Origin of the sequence: Proteus sp. LHD240705 (assembly GCF_047921555.1) — a bacterium.
Taxonomy (GTDB): domain Bacteria; phylum Pseudomonadota; class Gammaproteobacteria; order Enterobacterales; family Enterobacteriaceae; genus Proteus.
This window is the reverse complement of the sequence record NZ_JBLRMI010000001.1, coordinates 269,309-293,183: the sequence shown is the minus strand read 5'-3', so window position 1 is coordinate 293,183 and position 23,875 is coordinate 269,309. Positions and strand designations below refer to the sequence as shown.

Here is a 23,875-nt window from a genome sequence, read left to right as displayed (position 1 = left end):
AAGTCAGAAAAAAAGCTCTTTTTGATCTTATCTTTTTTCTTGCTGATCTTGTTGTAATGTTCAATTATCCCATTTTTGATAATAGTGTTTATCAAATTCCAATCTATTAACACATTGTTATTTTTTCTAAACTGAGCCAATCATTGTTTTATTTACTGAATTAAATCTGAGGTCGTTATGTCTTTTATTCATCTTGAATTTGAAAAACCTATTGTTGAATTAGACGAAAAAATAGATGCATTGCTCACCTTTAAGCAATCTCAAGATGAACCAACAGGTATTAATTTAGATGAAGAAATCGCACGTTTAAGGCAAAAAAGCCTTTCGCTGACAAAATCTATTTTTACTGATTTAGGTGCTTGGGAAATTGTGCAACTCGCTCGTCACCCAATGCGTCCATATACCCTTGACTATATTAAAGCGGTTTTTACTGATTTTCAGGAGTTGGCGGGTGATAGAGCTTATGCCGATGATAAAGCGATTGTTGCGGGTTTAGCGCGTTTAGACAAAATGCCAGTTATGGTGATTGGGCAGCAAAAAGGGCGTGATACAAAAGAGAAAATTCTTCGCAATTTTGGTATGCCGTCACCAGAAGGTTATAGAAAAGCATTACGTTTAATGAAAATGGCGGAGCGCTTTCATCTACCCGTAATTATTTTTATTGATTCTGCGGGAGCGTACCCTGGTGTTGGTGCTGAAGAGCGCGGACAAGCTGAAGCTATCGCACGTAATATTCTTGAAATGTCACGATTAAAAACACCTATTATTTGCACTATTACTGGTGAAGGATTTTCTGGAGGTGCGCTAGCTATTGGTGTTGGTGATAAAGTTAATATGCTGCAATACAGTACTTATGCAGCAATTTCACCAGAAGGCTGTGCATCTATTCTGTGGAAAAGTTCTGATAAAGCGCCAATTGCGGCAGAAACCATGGGAATGACAGCACCTAAATTACAATCATTAGGTATTATCGACGCCATTATTCCAGAGCCATTAGGTGGAGCTCATCGAGATCATCAACAAGCTGCCGAATTTCTTAAACAACAGTTATTAACTGACTTAGCCTTATTAAAAAGCTATTCAACCGAAGAACTTTTAGATAAACGCTATCAAAAACTCATGTCTCATGGTTACTGTTAATTATTAACGAGTGAAAAGAAAATGAATGATACACTGCCTATATTGAGTAATAGAAATACAGTAGGCAGTGAATTATTTATGCAAATCGATCTTAATTTATTACGTATTTTTTCTGCCGTAGCAGAGCAAGGGCAATTTGCAGCAGCAGCTCGGCTATTATCTATGCCTACCTCAAATATCAGTCGTGCAATTAAACAGCTTGAACAGCAACTCAATTGTAAACTTATTGATAGAACAACTCGAAAAATGCGCCTTACTGAACAAGGCAAAATACTCTATCAGCAAGGAATAAAAACCTTAACTGAATTAGACAATGTTGTAAGCAATATCACTAGTGATGGACCATTAACGGGTACTTTCCGTTTAACTATTCCGAGTGAATATGGCAGTGAGCTACTTGGTGATATTTTGGCTGATTTTGCTGCACTTCATCCTAATTTACTTATTCAATGTGATACCCAACTAATGCCAAGAAATATCATCGATGATGATATTGATTTACTGTTAACTTTTCATCGTGGAAATTTAGCGGATAGTAGCTATCACTCACGCTTAATTAAATCATGGCGCAGTATTGTTGTGGCATCTAATGAATTATTAGAAAAAACAGGAATACCCACACATATTGAACAATTAAGCAAAATGCCTTGTATTTCTAGCTTAAGCGCACTAGAAGGGCAACCTTGGATATTTATGGATGAAGATAAAAAGCCAATCAGAGTAACCATTAATAGTAATTATCGAGTAAACAGTGCCATATTAGCAAAATCAGCAGTATTAAAAGGATTGGGATTTGCTATTTTAGCTGAGCATTGCTGCCTTGATATGATTAAAGAAGGGAAGTTACGAGCTATCGAGTTTCCTCAACAACCCGCAACGATTAACTTAGTGGCAATATATGCAACTCGTAGCACACTCTCACGTAATATTGAGTCTTTTCTTGAATTTCTAGCTCAACGTTTATAGATATTAATCTGTGATTTGTTGAGTAAGTGCCTTATGTTTTGCTTTAACAGGAAAGAGCACAATAAATAAAGTCACAAAACATGAGATCCCCGCGATCGCAATTGCATAAGCAAACCCCGAATTAAATGCCTCTGGTAATAGAGTGACAAATCCTTTGTCTAAACTATTTGTCGTATTTTCAGTCACCAAACTAACAATATCGGTATAACTTACAGATATTCCCAATGTCTGACTTTGGAGCACCATATAATGAATTGCTTGCTGCACCATCAAAGTGCCTAATAAAGCAATTCCCATTGTCATACCCGTTTGTCTTAATGCATTCATGGTTGCAGACGCCATACCAGAACGAGATGGTGACACACTTTTCATCACTAAAGCACCTATTGCGGGTGTTGCTAATCCCATTCCAGCACCTAATACAAACAGATAGCTTCCTGTTATTCCATAATGGCTATTTGTTGCTAATGTCGCTAATAAACAAGAAGAAATAGCGATTAATAAGAAACCACAGATCATAAGTTTTCTAACAGAGAAATAAGAAGATAACCGTCCAAAAGACATAGAAAATAGTGCCATTGCAATAAATTCTGGTGCCATTCTCCAACCCGCTTCTAATGCACTCCAACCTTGTGCTTTTTGCAAAAAGAATGCGATAAAAAATACATTACTGTATGTAGCAAAACCCAAGGTAAAAGAAGAAAGGTTATATTGAAAGAACGTGCGATCTTTAAATAAAGCCAGTGGTAATAAAGGACGCTCCACACGTTTTTCTATCATTAAGAAAAGGGCAAGGAATATAATCCCCGCAATCAGTGTTGATACTGTTCTATAATGTGACCAACCCACAGAGCCAGCTTCAATTAAACCATAAGTCAGTAATCCTAATCCCAACATACTGGTTAATTGGCCAAAAGGATCTAAAGCAACATTTTCAGGATCAGCACTCTCACTTAATCCATACCAACCTAATAAGACGGTAATAATGCCAATAGGAATATTAATAAGAAATATACTCGCCCAGCCACTCACATAAACTAAAAAACCGCCTAAAATAGGACCAATAATTAACGATAATGCACTGACTGAAGACCAAATACCGATAATGCGAACCCGTTCAATATCAATAGGAAAAGCATGAGTAATTAAAGACAATGCACCCGGAATAAGTGCAGCCGCGGCAATACCTTGAATAATACGTCCAAGAATTAATATTTCATGTTGCTGTGCAATCGCACAAATTACTGAACCTAACGTGAAAATAATCACGCCCCATAGCCATACCTTTTTTCGCCCAAAGCGATCGCTCAAAGGACCTGATGACAAAATACAGGCTGACAAACAAAGCGCATAAGCATCAACAATCCACTGCAAGGTTGCCATATCAGCATGTATATCATTTTGAATAGTTGGCAGAGCTACATTCACGATACTAATATCGAGAGTTGCCATAAAAGTACCTAAACAAATGGCACAGATAAGTGACAGTCGTTTTAAATAAGTCATAAGCTTTTATTGCCTTAATGATGAATAATAATGGCATAATAATACTCGACCGACCGTCGGTCAATTGGTGTTGATAATGAGTTTCATTTGTCATCATTGTGACTCGCTTTAATATAGAGTACTCTTTACAAGCGACTTTGAGGGAGATAAGCAATGTCATTAGAAGAACAAATAACAGATAAACCAAGAACAAAACCCGCAGAGGTTCGTTTAGAAGAGTTAATGAATGCCGCAGAAGCGTTATTTCTTGATAAAGGTTTTGATGCCACACCCGTTAGCGATATTGTAAAAAAAGCAGGGGTAGCAAAAGGAACGTATTATCACTATTTTTCTGCCAAAACAGACGTTCTTGATGCGCTCAGAACACGTTATATGGATTGGTATTTAAATAAAATAGATAACGCCATGGATGCCTGCTCACAACAAGATCATCGTGAGAAATTAAAACAGTGGTGTGAAATCAGCGTTATTGCTTATGTTGAGAAACAAGAATTACACGACATGCTTTTTCATCAAGTATTTCATCAAAGCAGCAATATTCATGAAAATAGAGCATTACAGCAAATTCAAACACTGTTAATTTCGGGTACAGAAAATAAAACTTGGCATGTTACACAACCGGAATTAACCAGTACATTGATTTATCATGGTATGCATGCTGCGGTTGATAATTTAGATCATAGCGAAGAATATACCGAAAAAACATTAGGTAATATGCTATATCAGCAATTTACTCAATTGCTAAAATAAGCGTTAATGATATATCGTGACAATGTCACTTATTGAGAAGATAGTTCCAGAAAATCAGCTTACTGAAGGAATGACATGGTTACTTTCAGGATTAAATGTAGGCACAGCAATTGGTGCAACATTAACAGGGCAACTTGTTGATTATTCTGGTGTTCAATCTGGCGTATGGGTTGCCATTGGCGCAAGTACTTTAGTGATGTTAATTGCATTTATTGGCTTTAAACGCATAAATAATCACAACAGTAAGATTTAAGCACAATCAATAATAATTAAAGCCTAAGAATATCAGCAAGATTAATGTTGATATCTTAGGCTTTTTTCGATCAGCGACTACGATTTAACAGCATTAAACAAAGGAAATAGCTACCACCTAAAATCGCTACTAAAGTTCCTGCGGCAATTTGTGCAGGATAAATCAATATTTGCCCAAGCCAATCAGCCCAAACCATTAAAGTCGCACCGATTAATCCCGAAAGAATTAATTGTGATTTTATTTTTTGAGCGCCAATTAATACCGCCATATGAGGAGCGACTAAGCCAATAAAGGCGATAGGGCCAACAGTTGACGTAACTAATGCACATAACAGAGAAACAATAATCAGTAAAATAATACTTGCTCGCGCTGTATGTAATCCTCGCGCTAAAGCAAAGTTTCGACCAATTGATATTAATGCCAACCATCGAGTGAGTAATAAAACAACGCCCACAATAAAGATGATAGCTAATGCAAAATAAATAGCTTGTTGCCCTGTTACACGATAAGTCGAGCCTGATAACCACAATAATATTTTATAGCTACTTAACGAACCTTTCGCTAAGAAAAACTGAATAAAAGCCTCTAAACTCGCGGTTAATGCAATACCCGTTAAGATTAAACTGGCAGGGGCATATTGGTGCCTTTTACCCAACACTAATAAGATAATCATAACAACGCCGCTTCCTAATAACGCAGTTCCCCATTGTGATGTTTGTAAAGTACTTCCCAGAATTAAGCTAGAAAATACCAAAGCGAAGGTTGCACCTGATGAAACACCTAAAATATCTGGGCTGGCTAACGGGTTATAAATTAAACGTTGTAAAATAACGCCAGCAATAGCCAGTGCAACACCAGCAAAGAGTGCTGTTAATAGACGAGGGAAACGCAAAGCCCATTGATAAACGGAAGGTATTTCCCATAACCATTGGCGCTCATTAATATGAATAAACAGGGTAAGCGCTAATCCAAGTATTAATAATGCCGTTATTCCTATGACCGTATAATTCGATATTTTTTTAGTTTGAGAAATAATTGAAATAGAAAGCTGATCTTGAGCTCGCATTTTCTTACGACTAAACCAAATTAATGCTGGCGCCCCAATAGCCGCTGCCGTAACACCACTAGGAATAACTGTATTGAGCCACTGACCAACCCATATCGCAAGACTATCGGTAATTAACAGCAAACATATTCCCATTAATCCACTTGCAATGAGTTCTTGGCTAGCCGTTCTAGCTCCTAATGTTCTAACTATATTAGGTGCAAGTAATCCGATAAAACTAATTACACCAACAGCCGTAATAGAAACAGAAACTAACCAAGTACTTAATATAATGAAAAAGGCAAATGCAGGTAAAACAGAAAGCCCACGAGCCGCCGCACCTTCATGCCCTAAACGTAATAAAGTGAGAATACGAGGTGCAAAGATAAAAATAAGTAAAACAGGTGTTATTCGTGGTAATAACCAATAAACTTTATCCCAGCCATCTTGTGCTAAATCACCAGCTCCCCACATGAATATATTTTGAGCAAATTGTGAGTTTAATGTCACTAATGCCGTTGCAATAGCGCCTAATAAAATATTGACCACCATACCTGAAACAACTAAAGGTAAGCCGGTCATATTGCGAATACCTGCAATAATAATCACCAGAGAAAAGGCTAATAAAGCGCCAATTGTTGCAGCTACTGCACTGTAATCTGTAACCCAGCCAGTGAACCAAATATTAACGATCACTAAGGCTAGCCAAGCACCTGATGAAGTTCCTAAGGTTAAAGGGGAAGTTAAATTATTTTGCGTTAATTGCTGCATTAAACTGCCAACAACACCAAATAACCCGCCAATAACAACGGTCATAGCTAAACGTGGTAATTGTGCGTGCAAGAAAAAAACATCAGCAAAAGGCATTGTTGTGGCTGAATTAGCCAATAAATACAATTGATGAGATAAAGAAAGAGAATTATCAATTTGTAAGTTGGTAATGCTTAATAAGATAATTACCAAAAAATAGAAAGTAAGTTGCTTAATTTTCATTACTAGGTGCCATATCTAATAAGCTTTCAGTAATGGCTTGCGCCATTAATGTCAATGATGTCATTCCTCCATAATTCCAGACAGGTTTGACTGAATGAAAATGCCCATTTTGTACAAATGGCATGGCTTTCCATAATACTGATTTTTGCAGTTTACTTTCATCAGGAAAAGGCAACATATAAAGGACATAACCATGTTTAATCTGTTGCAATACATTCATTCTTCGTTGATCAATACCCCAAGGTTGTGGCGGTAATGATATTGCCGATTTCAGCCCCAGCTTATTTATCACATATTCGGTTGTTGAATTTTCAGTATATAAAAAGATGGAGGTGAGCGTAGAAAAACGGATCACTTCTACTTCAGGTAATGTGATAAATGCCTGCTGTAACTTTGCTTTAAATTGCGCAAAAGTAGCGTCCATTTCAGCTAACTTTTGTTGTGCGAGAGCTTCTTTTCCCAAAAGCGAAGCAAGGGTATTAAAATGCGCTAGAGCGACTTGTGCCGCATTATCTTGGCGAGAAAAATTAGGTAAATAAACCACAGGAGCAATGGTTTCTAATACAGGTAATAAATCTTGTTGTGAGCTTGATGCTAAAATAAGGTCAGGTTTTAACGTCGCTATTTTTTCTAAATTAGGCTCTGCTCGCATACCAACTTCTTCAATAGAATTCGGTGCAATAGGGTGAGCAACCCATTGGTTATAACCTGCAATTTCAGTTGCCCCTACGGGGATAACTTCAAGTGTTAATATTTGTTCAAGTAAATCCCAGTCTAAAACAATAATACGTTGCGGTGTGTTAGAAGTCTTTTCATTATTATGTTGCGCCGCATTTACTGTGGGGGTAATTAATAAAATTACTAAACAAAAGGACAGTAAATTAACTATTTTTTGTAATATTACACGCATACCACCGCCACTTTATGTTGTTGTGAGCCTTTATTATCAGGGTGTTCAATCAGCTTAATGGGTGTTTCATAAAGCGAGGAGAGTCGCTCATCATCAAAAAGTAATGAGGCTTCACCTTCAAACGCAATTTTCCCTTTTTTAAGGGCGATGATATGAGTGGCATAACGCAAGGCAAGGTTAAGATCATGCAAAATAACAATAATACCAACGTGCTGAGTTTGATTTAACTAACTCAACAATTCCATTAATTGGTATTGATGATGTATGTCTAATGCCGAGGTTGGTTCATCTAAGATCAAGATCGGTGATTGTTGAGCGAGTAACATTGCAACCCAAGCCCGTTGACGCTCACCACCTGATAAATCATCTGCAAGCGTGTTAGCGAAAGGAAGTACTCCCGCTTTTTCCATCGCCATTGTGATAATTTCATCATCTTTTTTATTCCAACGGCCTAATGTTCCACGCCAAGGAAAGCGTCCTAAACGCACTAATTCTCTGACAGTTAATCCAGCAGAAGCGGGAAGTTTTTGGGGAAGAAACGCGATTTGTTTAGCCAAATCACGAGGCTTATATTGTGAGATATTACGGTTATTTAGTGTGAGACATCCGCTATCAGGAATTTGCTGACCCGATAACAAACTGACGAGTGTCGATTTACCTGAGCCATTATGGCCAAGCACAATGGTTAATCCTGAATCTGAAATACGCAGTGAGGGTATTGATAAAATAGTGCGTCCACCGCGATCCATTTGAATATTTGAGAGTTCAAACATGGTCACTCATTTATAAAATCATATTCCGCCTTTTATTGCATGGTTAACAATAAAAAGCGGAATAAAAAAGAAAATTACCAGCGATATTTAGCGTTTAATAAAACAGAACGAGATTGCCCGTAATAGCAGTAATAATCACAGCCAGAGAGATATTCTTTATCAAGAATATTGTTGATATTTAGCTGTAATTGCCACTGTTTATTGAAATTATAGGTTGCTGCCATATCCCATAATGTTGCACTTGGTACTGTTAAATCACTGCTCTTAGGATTATCTTTAGATTTACCTAAATAACGAACACCCGTTCCTAAAGTTAAATCTTGGGTTCCTGTTATTGGAATAGTGTAACTACCCCAAGCAGAAGCAGTATGTTTAGGAATTAAACCTGCTTGTTGTTTACCTCTATTACCCGTGTCATCGGTTTGCATATCGGTATAGGTGTAATTGGCTTTTAACGCTAAACGTTCCGTTAATTGCATTTCACTTGTTACCTCAATACCTTTTGAAGTCACTTTACCTGTTTGTGTTGAAACAAATGTCGTTGGGTTTGCAACAAGCGCATTTTTCTGAGTGATATCAAACCAAGCAATATTAAAGTAGCCATCCATAAAATCAGGTGTATATTTCACACCTGCTTCAATTTGCTCACCTTTTAACGGTTTATACAGATCCTTTGTTGCTGGATCGATAGTGCTCATTACCTCAAAGGACTCGGAATAACTGACATAAGGCGATAATCCATTATCCGCTAAATACATTAATCCTGCATTCAGGCTAAATTCGCTATCAGTACGAGATTTATCCTCATTTTTTACTTTTGCTGTATTCTCTGTTTTTACCCAATCTTGGCGTACACCAGCAACGGCAATCCAGCGACTATCAAATTTGGTTTGATATTGTGAATAAAGGCTATATTGGGTTTTATCAATAGTCCGATTAACGTTATCTGCTGGATTGAGTGGGGTATAGTTTCCGTAAATAGGGTTCCAAGGATTAATGGTGCCAAAACTATAATTATCTTGTTCATCACCTTTAGTTTGGTGATATTGCAACTCTGCGCCTGCTAATAATGTGTGCTCAAAGTTATCCGTATCCCATTCACCGACCACATTATTATCAAAGGTAATACTTTGATTTTTACCATCACGGAAAACAACACCGCGATTCAATTCTGTTGCTGTTATATCTGAATTAGGAAATGCATAAACACTACGTAAGAGCAGATCGTTATAACCATAATTTAAACGTTGAGAAAAACGCCAAACATCATTGATGTTACTCTCTAATAAATAACCAGCTGAAATTTGGGTTCGTTTATATTTATCGTATCCTGGTTCACCTAAGTTGGTAGTAGGCTTTATTTTACCAAAAGGAGATGAAATTAATGTACCGGCAGCAGGGAAGAAAGGATTAGTTGGCGTACCATCATCATGCAAATAGGTTGCCATAAAGGTTAATGATGTATCATCAGTCAGGTTGATCGCAACACTTGGCGCAAGGTAAATACGCTCATTATCAGTGTGAGATAATTCTCCATCTGACTTTTTCATTAATCCAACAAGACGATAGCGCACACGTTTATCATCGGTAGCACTTGAAACATCAAAACCTAAACCACGTTGGTCATTATTTCCGACCTCAAGAAATACTTCATTTTGAGGCTTAAAGCTGGGTTTCTTTTGTACGACGTTAACCGCACCACCTGGTGTCGATTCACCAAATAATACCGCCGATGCGCCTTTTACCACTTCAATTTGTTCAAAACCATAAGGCTCTAATAACCATGTATAATAACCATCACGGAAAAGACGGCTACCATCTAAATAGGTTGCTGCTTCAAAGCCACGAACACGAAGCCAATCTGTGTCGTTATCCGCACCATAAGGTTGAGAGACAACACCAGATGTATAACGCAATGCTTCATCTAATTTTTGTGGAGCATGTGTTTCTAGATCTTGTTGAGAAATAACAGAAACCGATTTAGGTGTTTCTTGCAAACGTGTATTTACTTTTAGTGCTTGAGCGCTCACAACAAGCTTCTCAACGTGTTCTGTTTTTGCTGTTTCTTCAGCAAAAGCCTGTGTAGTCAAAATAAAAGGAAGGGTGGCAGAACAAAGTAATGCCACAGGTTTCAATTTAAATGCATAAAAATTAATCACAATAAGTCACCGAATAATAATCATTACTATTACCACTATTATTCATGTAATCGATACTAAGGTAAATTAATTTATGCAAAAATGTCTATAAATGATAATTTTTCGGGTTAATTAACTGCTTATGTCAATCCAAGCAAGGCGTCCACCGACAGAAGTGCTGCGATGTTGTGCATGGTGGCTTAAACATAAAAATAGTATTATTGATATATTGGCATATGCTCTACATTATAAAAAATAAAAGTATTTTTTATTAAAATAATCAATATATTTATTTATATTAAGTAATTTTATTATTATTTATTATTATTTTACTTTAAATATTTTCAAACTAAGTGAAATATGAATAGCATAACCATAGGAAATAGTAAACTAACATCAGCTCAAGTTGATAGGGTTTTATCTGGAGAAAAAGTCAATAAAGTCATGACTATCTGGGATAAGATAAAAGATTTTTTCCATATTACCTAAAAACACCGATATTTATAGTGTAAAAGAAATAAATGAAGTATTTAAATATTATAATGACATATTATTTATAAAAAGATTAGACTTACAAGATATTAATAACAAAAATAAATATTTAATAAATTCAAAAATCGACAACTTAATTTTAAATGGCAATAACAAGAAAGAAACTATTAGCGAAGAGTTTTCCGCCGAGCTAAATAAAATAGTTGTAGAAAATATCATCGAAAAATTAAAAAAAATAGAAATAGAGTCTCAAAAAAATAAAATAAACATTTTATCTTCCAATAAATTTGACACAGAAAATCTTAACAAAGAAAAATATCTCGACATCTTATTTTCTGGAAATTTTAATAAAATTATAGAAACAAACCATAAAGATGGAAAGCTTCCAAATATAACTGATTTACTGGAAATAAAAGTAGATAAAAAAAGTGAAAAGGATGAAGATATAATTAAAATTAGAGTATCAGAAAAAAGAACTCAAAGTTATTTAATTAATAAAATTAAAGAATATGTTGAATCCCCTGCAAATTTTCTAGCAAATAAGCTTAGCAATTCAATGAAAAAATTAAATTCAATATTAAATTTAGAAGTTATAGATCACTCTTTATTGATCGAAATTAATGATGAAATAAAATATTTAATGAAAATTATTACAGAAAAACAAAATGAAAATGATTTAAATGATATTAAAAATTCATTGTTGAGGTATGAAAATAACAGTGAAATGATTAGTAAAAACGCAAATATAAATAAATTAGCAAAGAAAGAAAAAGATACTACTGGGTCTATAATCAATGATAGTGCGTTAAATGTAGCATTATTAAACAATATAGATATGTTGGGTATTTTATTATCAGATAAACATATGGATTTAAAATATAAAAAGGATAAAGAAGAGAAATTTAAGCTTATCGAAGAAAAACAAATCAGTGAAGATTTATTATTTGAAACTCCTTTATTATACAGTGGCTTGGAAATAATGATAAAAATAAATAGAAAAATAAAAAATAAGCCTGATGTGGAAATTTCAGGAAACTATAATAAAATAAGAATGTAAAAACCCATTTATCTAAATTTTAAAAGGCTTAGTCAATTCACTAAGCCTTTTTCATTTATCTTATCTACTATTTAATAAATAGGGCGGCGATTAAGCCTCAACACCTTTTTTCGCTAAGAACTCATCATAAGTTCCTTGGAAATTAGTCACTTTTTCAGGTGTAATTTCAATAATACGGTTTGCTAATGAGCTAACGAATTCTCGGTCATGAGAAACGAAAATCAACGTACCTTGATAAAGCTCTAATGCCATATTCAATGATTCGATAGATTCCATATCTAAGTGGTTGGTCGGCTCATCCATAATTAAAATGTTTGGTTTTTGCATCATTAGCTTACCAAATAACATTCTACCTTTTTCACCACCAGATAAAACTTGGACTGATTTCTTCAAATCATCTTGAGAGAACAGTAAACGACCTAATACGCTGCGTACAGATTGCTCATCGTCTTCTGGTTTCATCCATAAGCTCATCCAATCAAATACTGTCATATCCACTTCAAAATCAGTTGCGTGATCTTGTGCATAATAGCCAATGTTTGAGTTTTCAGACCATTTTAAACGACCTGTATCAGGTGTTAATTCACCGACTAATGTTTTGATCATTGTCGATTTACCCACACCGTTATTACCTAAAATAGCCACTTTTTCGCCCACTTCAAGCATCATATTGACGTCTTTAAACAGCGGGGCATTATCATCATAGCCTTTAGAGATATTTTCCACTTCAAGCGCATTACGGAATAATTTTTTCTCTTGTTCAAAACGAATGAATGGGTTTTGACGGCTAGACGCTTTCACTTCTGCTAATTGAATTTTCTCAATTTGTTTTGCACGAGAGGTTGCTTGGCGTGATTTAGATGCATTAGCACTAAAGCGACTCACGAAAGATTGTAATTCACTAATCTGTGCTTTTTTCTTCGCATTATCCGCTAATAAACGTTCGCGAGCTTGAGTCGCTGCAAACATATATTCATCGTAGTTACCGGGATGAACAGCAAGCGCACCATAGTCTAAGTCTGCCATGTGCGTACAGACCATATTTAGGAAGTGACGGTCATGGGAAATAATGATCATGGTACTGTTACGTTCATTTAGCGTTTGCTCAAGCCAACGAATGGTATCAATATCCAAGTTATTCGTCGGTTCATCCAATAATAGAATATCTGGATCAGCGAACAGGGCTTGCGCAAGTAACACACGTAATTTCCAACCGGGAGCCACTTCACTCATAGGGCCATTATGTTGTTCTAATGGAATACCTACGTTTAGCAATAATTCGCCAGCACGAGATTCAACGGTATAACCGTCCATTTCACCAAATTTCACTTCAAGATCAGCAACACGTAAACCGTCTTCTTCGCTCATTTCAGGTAAGCTATAGATGCGTTCGCGTTCTTGCTTCACTTCCCAAAGTTCTGTGTGACCCATAATTACCGTATCAAGCACAGTAAACTCTTCATAAGCAAACTGGTCTTGTTTTAGTTTACCAAGGCGTTCATTAGGATCGAGAAATACGTTGCCGCTACTTGGCACTAAATCGCCACCTAAAATTTTCATAAAGGTTGATTTACCGCTACCGTTGGCACCGATTAAACCATAGCGATTTCCGCCACCGAATTTGACAGAAATGTTTTCAAACAGAGGCTTTGAGCCAAACTGCATAGTGATATTATTGCTGATTAACAAGACGAATACTCATTATTAGTGAATGACAAAAGGTAATGGGGCGGCATTATGCCACAAGTTACCCCTATTAAGACAGTAAAGTGACGAATGACTATAAAGGAATTTTTGTTGTGAGAGAAAAACACATCGTAATGTGAGTTATTGCCCACGAGAAAAATAAGAAAAAAGAGATAACACAAAAGTGCTATCTCCAAGAATAATAGAGTAGATATTAATACATAACGTGCTTATTTAGAAGGCACTAAACCAGGTTCAACTACGGCATAGACTTGATCGTCTAAAAGGTCAGCGTCTAGAAGTTGTGCCACTAAACGTGCAACATCTCGGCGATTAACTAAACCATGAGTTTCTTCGTATTGATAAAGCTGAGCCTTACCCGTTTCTTCACCATTCAGTAATCCACCGGGTCTGACAATCGCATAATCAAAACGACTGGTTTGCAACCACACTTCAGCCAATGATTTTTCTCTCACAGCTTGACCAAACGCGGCTTTTGCTCTGTCAGATAACGCGACCCAACTATCGCCACACCCTAACGAAGAAACCATTAACATACGCTGAAAACCCATTTTCTCCGCAGTATCAATTACGGTTCGATGAGCTAAATAATCATTTTCACCGCCCATTGTGGAAATGATGTCTGCTTCTTTTCCTGCCAATGTTAAAACAGCTTCAACAGCCTTAGCATCAATCGCATCGCCGATAACTGTTTTGATCCCTTTTTCTTCTAACCGATTAGCTGCCTCTTCGGAACGAACTAAAGCCACAATAGGGCGTCGTTGTGTAACGCCAATATCTGCAATATGTGCGCCAACACCTTTACCGCCAGCGCCAAAAATAACCCATGTTTTCACGCGCAATTATTCCTTATTTAATTGTTGTGCTAATTGACGGAAGGCTGATAATTGCTCTGGTAACAATTGACGATGTTCGTCTCTACCAAGGAAAATCTTAAACATTGCAACGCCTTCATGATTGAAAAATAAGATAGAGGCGGTATCCATACCCATAAATTTACGCTCGATCATCGCAATATATTGGCAATTTTCGGCTTTAATATGGCCTGTCATTCCTTTTTTACCACGTAAGTTAAAATAGCCATGACGATGAAAACCACTTGGTAATTCACCGCTAAACTCTAAAATAACATCTTGAGTATGCACAAGCGTGGTGACATTACCCCATTTCATGACGTTATCCCACACTATATCGAATTGCTCACCACCCATTAATGAACGTGATGGTAAATGTCTTACAACGTCTAATAACGTTGTATTAAATTGCGTCGCAATAGTTTCCAATGTGCCATCAGGCTCTGTCATTAAAAATTGTTGTAACTCTGTATTCATGATGTTGTTTCCATCTTTTCATTAATAGTAAGGGTGATGAGATTAACGAGGAGTATTTAACTGCAAAATTAATTGCTGTAAGGAAGTCAGTAAATTACTTGCCCAAAACCGACCTTCATTGGTCAGTTTCATGCAAAGAAAATCATCTTCAACAAGACCTGCTTGATACCATTGATTTAATAAAGGGGAGAGCTGAGTCGCTTGCGGACTTAATTTGGCTAAATCAACACGACCACATTCAATGCCCGCTTGTAGTTCATGACGCCAACGAAAACCGCTGTCTGTTGTACGGCTCATCATCATCAACGGTTTTTGGTTATCCGTGATTTTTTGATAATAATTATCGAGTGAGCGTTCAATCATCCAAGAATAACCATTAACTGAACCACCAGCACCAGAGCCAAAGGCAAGACAATCCGCGCCTTGTTTAATTAATAAATTATAGAGATTGCGTTCACGAGTTGTTCTAGCCCAATGACTATTACTGATCTGACGCCAACCCACGTTATCCATAAAATCACAACCTTGAAGATAAAGCGCTCGCCTTTCTATCGGTGTTGGTACTGTCACACGTTGATTTTCGACAGCTTTACCTAATGGTGTATTTGGCAATAAATTCAAGGCATATAAATCGACACCATCTAAGCCAATATCATGGGCAATAGTCAGATCCTCTTGCCAATTCAGCGCATTTTGTCCCGGTAATCCAAATAACAGATCACACACCACAGCAGCTCTATCTCGTAAACAGAGTCCTTTCATAAACTTAGCGGCTTCTTCACCGGTTGATGTCCTTGCCATTCGTTTACGTATTTTGCTGTTAAAGGTTTGAATACCAATAGAAAATCGATTTGCACCTGCATCTAAACAAGCATCAATTCGATTATCATCAAAATTTAAAACGCGACCTTCAATCGTGATTTCGCAATCTGGTGCTAAGGGGAGTGATTGGCGTAAATGTGTGATCACACGATAGAGATCTTTTGCTGATAATGCAGAAGGGGTTCCACCGCCAAAGTAAACTGCATGAATTGGTGCTGACTGATAAAGTAAGCTATCTGATTCAGCCGATATCTCACGCAGTAATGCCTCGGTATAACGCTTACAGGCTGCTTCGTGATAGTTATTTTGATAGAAACCACAAAATGTACAATGCGTTGCACAAAAAGGGATATGAATATACAACAAACGTTTACACGCAGGCGTTTTACTGTTTAACAGTGTTTGCCATGTAGATTGTTGATCTCCTTTCGCAATAGGTACAGAGCCTCGCCACGGCATTGTGGCATGTCTATCACGAAAAGGGCTATCACCCTCAAGTGCAAAATGGGGAGTAAGATCGATTTCAGTCGAAAATTGCGTGCTATGTGTTGCGACTAACTCTTTCATTATTAAATCATTCCTACTTATTATCATTAACAGGATCAGCGGGATAAAATTGTTGATGCAATAACTCCACGGCATCCACAATACGAGGTCCCATTCCCAAAATAAGGGATTGATCAATTTCAATAATGCGTTGATTTTTCCATGCTTGTGTCATTGAGACACCGGGAACGGACGCTAATCCTTCAGAGGCTCTTATACCGCCAGTATGGTTTTGTTGGCTTTGTGTGGTTATCACGATAACTTCTGGATCAGCCGCGATAATGGCTTCTGCGCTATAGATACGATAATTTTCGTGAGTGGCGATATTATCTCCACCCGCTAATGCCAAAATGGCATCTGCAACACTGTTTTTTCCTGCAACTTGAGGAATTCCCCCTCCTGGTGAAAGAAAGAACAACACTTTTACTTTACGCTTAATGTGATTATTTTTAGCTGTGATCGTCGCTAAACGAGATTGCAGTGAACTAATCAAAGTTTCTGCTTCTGTCTGTTTATCTAATGAAACCGCTAAGGTACGAATATTTTTAAGCATTAATTCAAACGTAGCGGGTGTTCTTGGTAAAGAAATAACCTTTACATTATGTTGTGCGAGTTGGCGTAATACCATTCTAGGTTCAGCATCATCCCAAGTCACAAAAGTAGAAGGGCGTAATGACAGAATGCCTTCTGTACTTAACTGTTTCCAATATCCGATATGAGGCAATGCTTGTGTTTGTTCAGGATAAGACGTTGTTTCATCAACACCGACAACCTTATTGCCAGCACCTATGGCATAAACCAATTCCGTTATAGAGCCTCCAGCAATAACCCAGCGTTCATTATTTTTGTTTTCTTTTGCCATTAAGTTAAAAGGCAACAATAACAAACTAAGTGCGATTACTATTTTTTTCATAATTAAAATGCCCATGTCAGACCAACTGCTGCATTAATTCCCGCGGCAGGAATAGATTCATGAGACGTTTGATAACGCTTATTTAAAATATTATTTAAATCGAAGTTAATACGGTATTGATCGTTATGACCAAATTCTGTACTCAATGAAAGATTAATCGTCGTCCAACCTGCATAGTGCTGTTTATTTTCGGGGTTACTATGATCTTTCGCTTTTGTTGCTGCTCTTAAATATAAGTCCGACATTAGATTCATATTATTGAGCAGTAATAAATGCTTAGCACCAATACGAGAAGTTAATGTTGGTTCACCGGTATCCCATGTTTTCAATGTTGAACCAATAAATTGACGACGTATCACATTGGCAGAAACATAAGGAGTAATTGACCAACCTTGGTATTGAGCCATCACTTCCATACCATAAGTTTTCGCGCGATCGATATTGTCGTAATAGAAATAATCTGCTCGGCCAGTTTTACTATTTCCTTCGCAAATACGTTCTCCCGCACAAGCGATAGATGTGATGTAATCTTTAGCTTCAGAATAATAAATCGCGCTATCGATGTACCAATTATTCCCTTTATAACGCGCACCAAATTCCACATTATTAGAATGTTCTGCTTCAAGATCGCGATTACCGTAAGTCACCGCACCGCCAGCAGTTGTGTTCATGAATTGCTGAACAAGTGTCGGGAAAACATAACCTTGTGCAAACGCGAGACGTAATTCTGTATCTTTAAATCCAGAATAACGCAAATGAGATGACACAATAAAAGCGTTATCTTTCACAGAATCGTAAGCTAATGTCTTATAACTTGTTCCTGTTTTATTATGGTGAATAGTTTCATCACCATCTTGTAATTCTGATTCCAACCAATATTGTCTGGCGCCCATAGTCCATGACCAATCATCTGTTATTTTCCAATCATTTTGGGCAAAAACAGAGATATTGGTTTGTTTACTGCGGTTATGCAAAAGAGATTGTTTTTCATAATTAACAGCAGGTGGAAAACCCGTTGTACTATTTGAAGAAGTCTGCCCAGCGGACGTTTGTTTTACTTTATCTTGTTGATATTGAGCGCCTAAAATTAACTCATTATTTGCAGGTAAAGTAAAATTAGCCTGCATAGTCATTCCATAAGTATTTTGAGTGTCTTCAGACTGAGTTCGGTTTTTAACGGTTAAATTACCAATCATTGGGCTACCCGTTGGGGTAACAACACCAACACGGTTTTCAAATTTTCGCTCTATACGTTGTGTATAGGCATCAATATGAAGTTTTTTGAAATAATCTGTATCAGCATCATAGTCATAAAATAAACCGACTTTTTCACGCTCAAGTTTAGGTACTTTAACGCTAAACTCTTGATATTTTCCTTCATCAGCATAATAAGATTGTGTTGATAAATTATAACGATCGAGCGAAAGACCAAACTTATGTTTATCCACTTTATAACCTAACCATGCACCTTGACCGTTATTTCTAAAATGCGTATTAGGTAAACGCCCATCAGGAGTATATCTATCACCATGATCGGCATAACTTCCATTAAGGCGATATTCAAAATCACCGACAGTACCTGAAATTAATGCAGACTCTCGCCATCCCATCGTTGCTGAGTCATAAACGACTTTGACATTTCCCCCAAAAGGCTTATCGCCACCTTTTTGAGTAATTAAATTCACCACACCGCCAATAGCTTGTGAGCCATAAAGCACAGAATAGGGGCCTTTAACCACTTCAATACGCTCTAGTGCAGATTCATCAATTAAAATACCGGCACCATAATTTTGACCGCCTCGTTGATAGGTTACTTCTTGTCCATCAACCAATAAAAGTACACGTGATGATGCTTCTCCACGAATACGGATCTGTTTACGGCCAGCAAGGCTATTGTCTGTAACTTCAACACCAGGAATATCACGTAATTGGTCAGCAATAGAAGATGAATTTGATTGGCTTAATGTTTCTTTATCAATAACTTGGATAGTAGCAGGGCTGTTCCATAAAGAAGTTGCGCTACGTGTTGTTGTCACAACAAGTGTTTCTTCTTTAGGTGGAGCATTATCAGCAATAGCATATTGAGAGAGTGAGAGTGTTAAAGCGGACAACACGAAGCAAGATTTAAATTGAATGCACATAGTCGCAGACCTTAATGAGATCGGTAATTATTATCATTCGCTTTATAATTTAAGTTTTGGTATTCATCAACATAAAAATGGCAAATAGAATACATCTTTGATTTTGATCAAGGTAAAATTGTGATCTCATGCACAATGGATGCTTAAATAAACAAAAAAGGCATAAAAAGAAGGGTTTTTAAGCAAATAAAGAAAAGGAGACGAGAAAGAGTAAAGCTTCAATCACTTAGTTAGTATTAATGTGTTATTTTAAACACCATAAATATAGACCATTTAATACCGAAGATAACAAAGAGAGTGTTGTTATGCCTATATGGGTTGATGCTGATGCATGTCCAAAAGTAATCAAAGAAGTGTTATATCGTGCAGCAGATAGAGAAAAAGTGATTATTACGTTTGTTGCTAATCAACGATTAATTGTACCTGCATCGCCTTTCTTACGTACATTACAAGTTTCGGCTGGGTTTGATGTTGCTGATAACGAAATTGTTCGCCGCACCAATAAAGATGATTTGGTTATTACCGCTGATATTCCATTAGCTGCCGAAGTCATAGAAAAGGGCGCAGTAGCACTGAATCCAAGAGGTGAACGTTATACTGAAGCAACTATTCGTGAACGTTTAAATATACGTGATTTTATGGATACGATGAGAGCAAGCGGTATTCAAACTGGAGGACCCGCAAGTTTAAGTCAGCGTGACCGCCAACTTTTTGCGAATGAATTAGATAAGTGGCTTTTACAACAAAAAAAGCGCGCTTAATTTAAGTCAGTAAACAAATGCGATAATAACTTCAATTAATTATTTATTCGGTGATCTCATTCACTTTCAATTGATATCAAAAACCAATGAATTTATTTATAATCTTAAGGAAATTTTCCCATCAAGACGAGAGGTAATGATGTCATTTTCTAAATCTATGCTTGCTTTAGCTGTAATGGCTGTCTCCTTTTCTAGTTACGCGGCAAAACAGGCTGATTTGATGATAGTTGACGGCACTGTTCTGACTATGGATCAGCAAAATAAAATCATTGAACAGGGTACTGTTGTCGTAAAAGAAAATAAAATTATTGCCGTTGGTGGCCCTGAGCTTTCTAAAGAGTATCAAGCTAATAAAGTATTAGATGTTGATGGTGATATTGTGATGCCGGGTTTAATTAATACCCATACTCATGGTTCGATGACGGTATTTCGTTCATTAGCCGATGATGTGCCAGACAGACTTCACCGTTATATTTTCCCACTTGAAAGCAAAATGGTTTCTCGCGAAATGGTCAGAGTAGGTGCTGATCTTGCAAATATAGAAATGGTAAAAGGTGGCGTAACAACTTACGTTGATATGTATTATTTCGAAGATGAAGTAGCCAAGACTGTTGATAAAATGGGTAATCGTGCAGTATTAGGAGAGTCTGTTATTAATTTCCCTGTTGCCGATGCAAAAACACCAGAAGAGGGTATCCAATACGCAGTAAACTTTATTAAAGAATATAAAGATCACCCTCGTATTATCCCAGCATTTGCACCACATGCTCCTTACACAAATACCACAGAAAACCTTCAGAAAATTGCTAAGTTATCAATAGAACTTGATGTTCCTGTTATGATCCATTTAGCTGAAACTGATCGTGAACAAGAAGAAATCGCTAAACGTACTGGCGGTAAAAGCCCAGTTCAATATATGGCAGATATCGGAGCGTTAAATAATAAAGTTATCGCGGCTCACGCAATTATGGTCGATGATAACGATATTGATTTACTGAAAAAATATGATGTTGGTGTCGCTCATAATATTAGTGCAAATACTAAATCAGCGAAAGGTGTGGCGCCTGTCGTCGCGATGCTAGAAAAAGGTGTTCGTGTAGGTTTAGGGACTGATGGCCCAATGTCAAGTAACACACTAACGACGATGAATGAGCTAAATCTTGTGGGTAAAATCCATAAGTTAGAGAATAAAGATCGTGCTGCTATGCCACCATTAACCGTTGTAGAGCTGGCAACAATGGGGTCGGCGAAAGTATTACATATGGAAGATAAATTGGGATCTTTAGAATCAGGTAAACTTGCTGATATTATCGTTGTTGATACTAAATCACCTAACATGGTGCCAATGTATAGCCCTTATGCAGCATTAGTTTATGGTGCAAATGGAAGTAATGTTCGTCATACCATTGTTGATGGAAAAATCTTAATGGAAGATCGCCAATTATTAACAGTTGATGAAAAAGCCATTATTAAAGAAGCGCAAGATTTCTCTGATAAAGTGCGTAAAACTGTTATCGACAGCGGTGAAGTTGTTAAATAAAAATCGATAGCAATATTTTTATCCTAGGCAGTTTGTTTTTAAACTGCCTTTTTCATTGTTTATTACTGAAATTTTTCTCTTATTCTTATCTAAACAAGACGATATAAAGCTAATAAAAGCTAAATATTTCCCCATCATTAAGATAATCCTTATTATTTAAATATTCATTTAATTAAAAATACTAATATACTGTTTTATCTATTCTTTTCACCTTCACGCTATTAGATCTTTAAGTTTATTCTGTTATCTAATTTATTAGAGATGCAATACTATCTAAATATACTTGTACAACAGTACATCTCTATTTTGCCGTTCTTACTAATACTGCTCATCAACTATGGATAGAATGAAAATGATGATTAAACCCAACAAACTAACACTATCGCTTATTACGTTATCTATTATTAGTTCAACCAGTGCTTTTGCTAATGAAATCAACTCGGTAGATCCCACAAAACCGCTTAATTATGATATAAAACTCAATCAAGCAACTATTTTTCTACGGGGTGCTGAACTCGATAATAACGTAACTCTCAATTTACCTGCTGGGCAGAGTGAAGTTGTTTTATCTAATATTGCAAACAATATTGATCCTAAAAGCTTGTCAATTAGCATTGATAATGACGATGTGATTATTAACACCATTAACGTTAAAAAAATTCCTATTGCACCAATTTATCCTACAGCAATCACTGTATTAATAGATAAACAAAAAGAAATTAATAAACAAATTGAAGTGCTAAACATCAATATTAATGTGGGTGATGAGCAAATTGCATTACTTAAAGATCAATCATTTTTTGGCTATGGCGAAACGCAGTCATTAGAACACTCATCTCAAAAGTTTGATTTTATTAGCCAAAAAATGACATCTATACTTAATCAACAAAAAGCTGCTCAAGAAGAGATAGCTGAACTCACTGAGAAATTAGAAGAATTAAACCGACAATTAGAAATTGATATGCCAATTATTGCAAAAGAGAAAACACAAATTGTTTTATCTTTAGGCACATCAAAAAACCTAACCAGTAAAATGCGTATTTCTTATATAACACCAGATGCGGGATGGTCACCCGCTTATGATATTCGAAGCCAAGGAATGGATAAGCCGATATTACTTACCTACAAGGCGGATGTTATTCAAAATACAGGCCTAAATTGGGATAAAGTCAAACTGGTTTTAACATCAACAAACCCATCACTTAATATTACTGCGCCAACATTATCACCTTGGTATTTATCCCTTTATAATAACACTGCGAAATTCAGAAATTCGAATATGGATATGAAGATGGCAATGCCAGCTCCCGTGTCAGAGGCAATGAATGAAGCACCAAGAGAGCAATTAAGTAAAGGCGTAACTCGTTACGTAACAACCAATAATAATGGTATTAATTTAAGCCATGCTATCGCGTTACCTTACACCTTAAAAAATAGCACAGAGCCTAATACATTAGTGATTAATCAAAAAGAAGTTGTTGCAGATTATCGCTATTTAACAACGCCAAAATTAGTTGAAGAAGTTTATTTACAAGCTGAAGTGAAAGATTGGGAAAATTTAAATTTACTCAATGGTCGTGCGAATATCTATTATATGAATAGCTTTGTTGGCAATAGTTATATTAATACTAACGAATTAACAGAGTTACTTAGCATTCCATTTGGAATAGATAAAAACATTCAAATTAGCCGTATTAACAATGAGAAGATAAGAAAAGAGCCTATCTTTATTGGTACAACGATTGAACAAAAAGAGAGTTATACCATTAAAGTAAGAAACACTTACAATTCTCCTGTAAAAGTAACTATTTACGATCAGCTACCACTGAGTCAGGAAAACAATATCAATGTAGCAGATGCGGTTTATAAAGATGGCGTACTTGATAAAGATACTGGCGAAATTAAATGGAATATCACATTAGGTGCAAAAGAGGAAAAATCATTACCTCTAAATTACACCCTTTCTTATCCTAAAAATAGGCAAATTGTGGGATTATGATTTTTCTCATCTAAATTTAAAAAGTAAAATAGAAGAAATAGACGAAATAGAAGAGGGGGCATTTGCACCTTTTTCTATTTTAAATAGCAGTA

General features: G+C 36.4%; 20 protein-coding genes. 8 read left to right on the top strand and 12 right to left on the bottom strand.

From position 1 onward, the window contains the following. The first annotated feature begins 177 nt into the window (after window positions 1–177). Both accA and ACNART_RS01430 read left to right on the top strand, forming a co-directional pair. On the top strand, window positions 178–1,140 hold the full coding sequence (gene accA, locus ACNART_RS01435; protein ID WP_100158242.1) for an acetyl-CoA carboxylase carboxyl transferase subunit alpha: 963 nt from the start codon (window positions 178–180) through the stop codon (window positions 1,138–1,140). 78 nt (window positions 1,141–1,218) lie between these two features. After that, the gene (locus ACNART_RS01430; protein ID WP_102086831.1) at window positions 1,219–2,106 is read left to right on the top strand and encodes a LysR family transcriptional regulator; all 888 of its coding nucleotides are present in this window, start codon (window positions 1,219–1,221) and stop codon (window positions 2,104–2,106) included. Between the two features lie 3 nt (window positions 2,107–2,109). On the opposite strand, the gene ACNART_RS01425 is transcribed toward ACNART_RS01430, so the two are convergent. Beyond that, complete coding sequence (locus ACNART_RS01425; RefSeq protein ID WP_198619512.1) at window positions 2,110–3,612, bottom strand: MFS transporter; 1,503 nt, start codon at window positions 3,610–3,612, stop codon at window positions 2,110–2,112. A 153-nt stretch (window positions 3,613–3,765) separates the two neighbouring features. Here ACNART_RS01425 and ACNART_RS01420 point away from each other — a divergent pair, with 153 nt between their 5' ends. Together ACNART_RS01420 and ACNART_RS01415 are read left to right on the top strand one after the other, a co-directional pair. Further along, window positions 3,766–4,362, top strand: a complete 597-nt coding sequence (locus ACNART_RS01420; RefSeq protein WP_368926756.1) for a TetR/AcrR family transcriptional regulator — start codon at window positions 3,766–3,768, stop codon at window positions 4,360–4,362. A gap of 22 nt (window positions 4,363–4,384) precedes the next feature. Continuing rightward, the gene (locus ACNART_RS01415; RefSeq protein ID WP_308301892.1) at window positions 4,385–4,615 is read left to right on the top strand and encodes an MFS transporter; all 231 of its coding nucleotides are present in this window, start codon (window positions 4,385–4,387) and stop codon (window positions 4,613–4,615) included. A 70-nt stretch (window positions 4,616–4,685) separates the two neighbouring features. On the opposite strand, the gene fhuB is transcribed toward ACNART_RS01415, so the two are convergent. The 5 genes from fhuB to ACNART_RS01390 all read right to left on the bottom strand — a co-directional run bounded on the left by fhuB (window position 4,686) and on the right by ACNART_RS01390 (window position 10,495). Next, the gene (fhuB, locus tag ACNART_RS01410) at window positions 4,686–6,653 is read right to left on the bottom strand and encodes a Fe(3+)-hydroxamate ABC transporter permease FhuB (RefSeq protein WP_198619514.1); all 1,968 of its coding nucleotides are present in this window, start codon (window positions 6,651–6,653) and stop codon (window positions 4,686–4,688) included. After that, complete coding sequence (locus tag ACNART_RS01405; protein WP_198619515.1) at window positions 6,643–7,563, bottom strand: iron-siderophore ABC transporter substrate-binding protein; 921 nt, start codon at window positions 7,561–7,563, stop codon at window positions 6,643–6,645. The genes fhuB and ACNART_RS01405 overlap by 11 nt, the downstream gene beginning before the upstream one ends. After that, window positions 7,554–7,754: a hypothetical protein gene (locus ACNART_RS01400; RefSeq protein ID WP_416303415.1), complete on the bottom strand. Its 201-nt coding sequence runs from the start codon at window positions 7,752–7,754 to the stop codon at window positions 7,554–7,556. Before ACNART_RS01400 ends, ACNART_RS01405 begins: the two co-directional genes overlap by 10 nt. Before the next feature lie 36 nt (window positions 7,755–7,790). After that, a complete protein-coding gene (locus tag ACNART_RS01395) occupies window positions 7,791–8,336 on the bottom strand; it encodes an ABC transporter ATP-binding protein (protein WP_416303414.1) in 546 nt (181 codons plus the stop codon). Between the two features lie 74 nt (window positions 8,337–8,410). Then, window positions 8,411–10,495, bottom strand: coding sequence for a TonB-dependent siderophore receptor (locus tag ACNART_RS01390; protein WP_198625625.1), 2,085 nt, complete (start codon window positions 10,493–10,495; stop codon window positions 8,411–8,413). A gap of 1,027 nt (window positions 10,496–11,522) precedes the next feature. On the opposite strand from ACNART_RS01390, the gene ACNART_RS01385 reads away from it, so the two are divergent. Continuing rightward, window positions 11,523–12,023, top strand: a complete 501-nt coding sequence (locus ACNART_RS01385; RefSeq protein WP_416303413.1) for a hypothetical protein — start codon at window positions 11,523–11,525, stop codon at window positions 12,021–12,023. 90 nt (window positions 12,024–12,113) lie between these two features. Here the strand turns inward: ACNART_RS01385 and ACNART_RS01380 are convergent, their stop codons facing one another. The 6 genes from ACNART_RS01380 to ACNART_RS01355 form a co-directional block, all read right to left on the bottom strand. After that, window positions 12,114–13,712 (bottom strand): ABC-F family ATPase, encoded by a 1,599-nt coding sequence (locus ACNART_RS01380; RefSeq protein WP_198619520.1) that lies wholly within the window; start codon window positions 13,710–13,712, stop codon window positions 12,114–12,116. A 227-nt stretch (window positions 13,713–13,939) separates the two neighbouring features. Continuing rightward, on the bottom strand, window positions 13,940–14,566 hold the full coding sequence (locus tag ACNART_RS01375; RefSeq protein WP_198619521.1) for an NAD(P)H-binding protein: 627 nt from the start codon (window positions 14,564–14,566) through the stop codon (window positions 13,940–13,942). 6 nt (window positions 14,567–14,572) lie between these two features. Beyond that, complete coding sequence (gene hutX, locus ACNART_RS01370) at window positions 14,573–15,061, bottom strand: heme utilization cystosolic carrier protein HutX (RefSeq protein WP_232797447.1); 489 nt, start codon at window positions 15,059–15,061, stop codon at window positions 14,573–14,575. A gap of 42 nt (window positions 15,062–15,103) precedes the next feature. Further along, window positions 15,104–16,450, bottom strand: coding sequence for a heme anaerobic degradation radical SAM methyltransferase ChuW/HutW (hutW, locus tag ACNART_RS01365; RefSeq protein WP_198619522.1), 1,347 nt, complete (start codon window positions 16,448–16,450; stop codon window positions 15,104–15,106). Between the two features lie 13 nt (window positions 16,451–16,463). Beyond that, window positions 16,464–17,342, bottom strand: coding sequence for a heme/hemin ABC transporter substrate-binding protein (locus ACNART_RS01360; protein WP_349443002.1), 879 nt, complete (start codon window positions 17,340–17,342; stop codon window positions 16,464–16,466). Between the two features lie 2 nt (window positions 17,343–17,344). Further along, window positions 17,345–19,483 carry a TonB-dependent receptor plug domain-containing protein gene (locus ACNART_RS01355; RefSeq protein ID WP_368926762.1) on the bottom strand — a complete coding sequence of 713 codons (2,139 nt, stop codon included), beginning with the start codon at window positions 19,481–19,483 and terminating at the stop codon, window positions 17,345–17,347. A 305-nt stretch (window positions 19,484–19,788) separates the two neighbouring features. Between ACNART_RS01355 and ACNART_RS01350 the strand changes: the two genes are divergently transcribed. From ACNART_RS01350 to ACNART_RS01340, 3 genes are all read left to right on the top strand, one after another. After that, the gene (locus ACNART_RS01350) at window positions 19,789–20,244 is read left to right on the top strand and encodes a YaiI/YqxD family protein (RefSeq protein WP_040133470.1); all 456 of its coding nucleotides are present in this window, start codon (window positions 19,789–19,791) and stop codon (window positions 20,242–20,244) included. Between the two features lie 139 nt (window positions 20,245–20,383). After that, on the top strand, window positions 20,384–21,784 hold the full coding sequence (locus ACNART_RS01345) for an amidohydrolase (protein WP_198625620.1): 1,401 nt from the start codon (window positions 20,384–20,386) through the stop codon (window positions 21,782–21,784). Between the two features lie 352 nt (window positions 21,785–22,136). Then, window positions 22,137–23,783, top strand: a complete 1,647-nt coding sequence (locus tag ACNART_RS01340) for a DUF4139 domain-containing protein (protein ID WP_368926763.1) — start codon at window positions 22,137–22,139, stop codon at window positions 23,781–23,783. Window positions 23,784–23,875 lie beyond the last annotated feature (92 nt).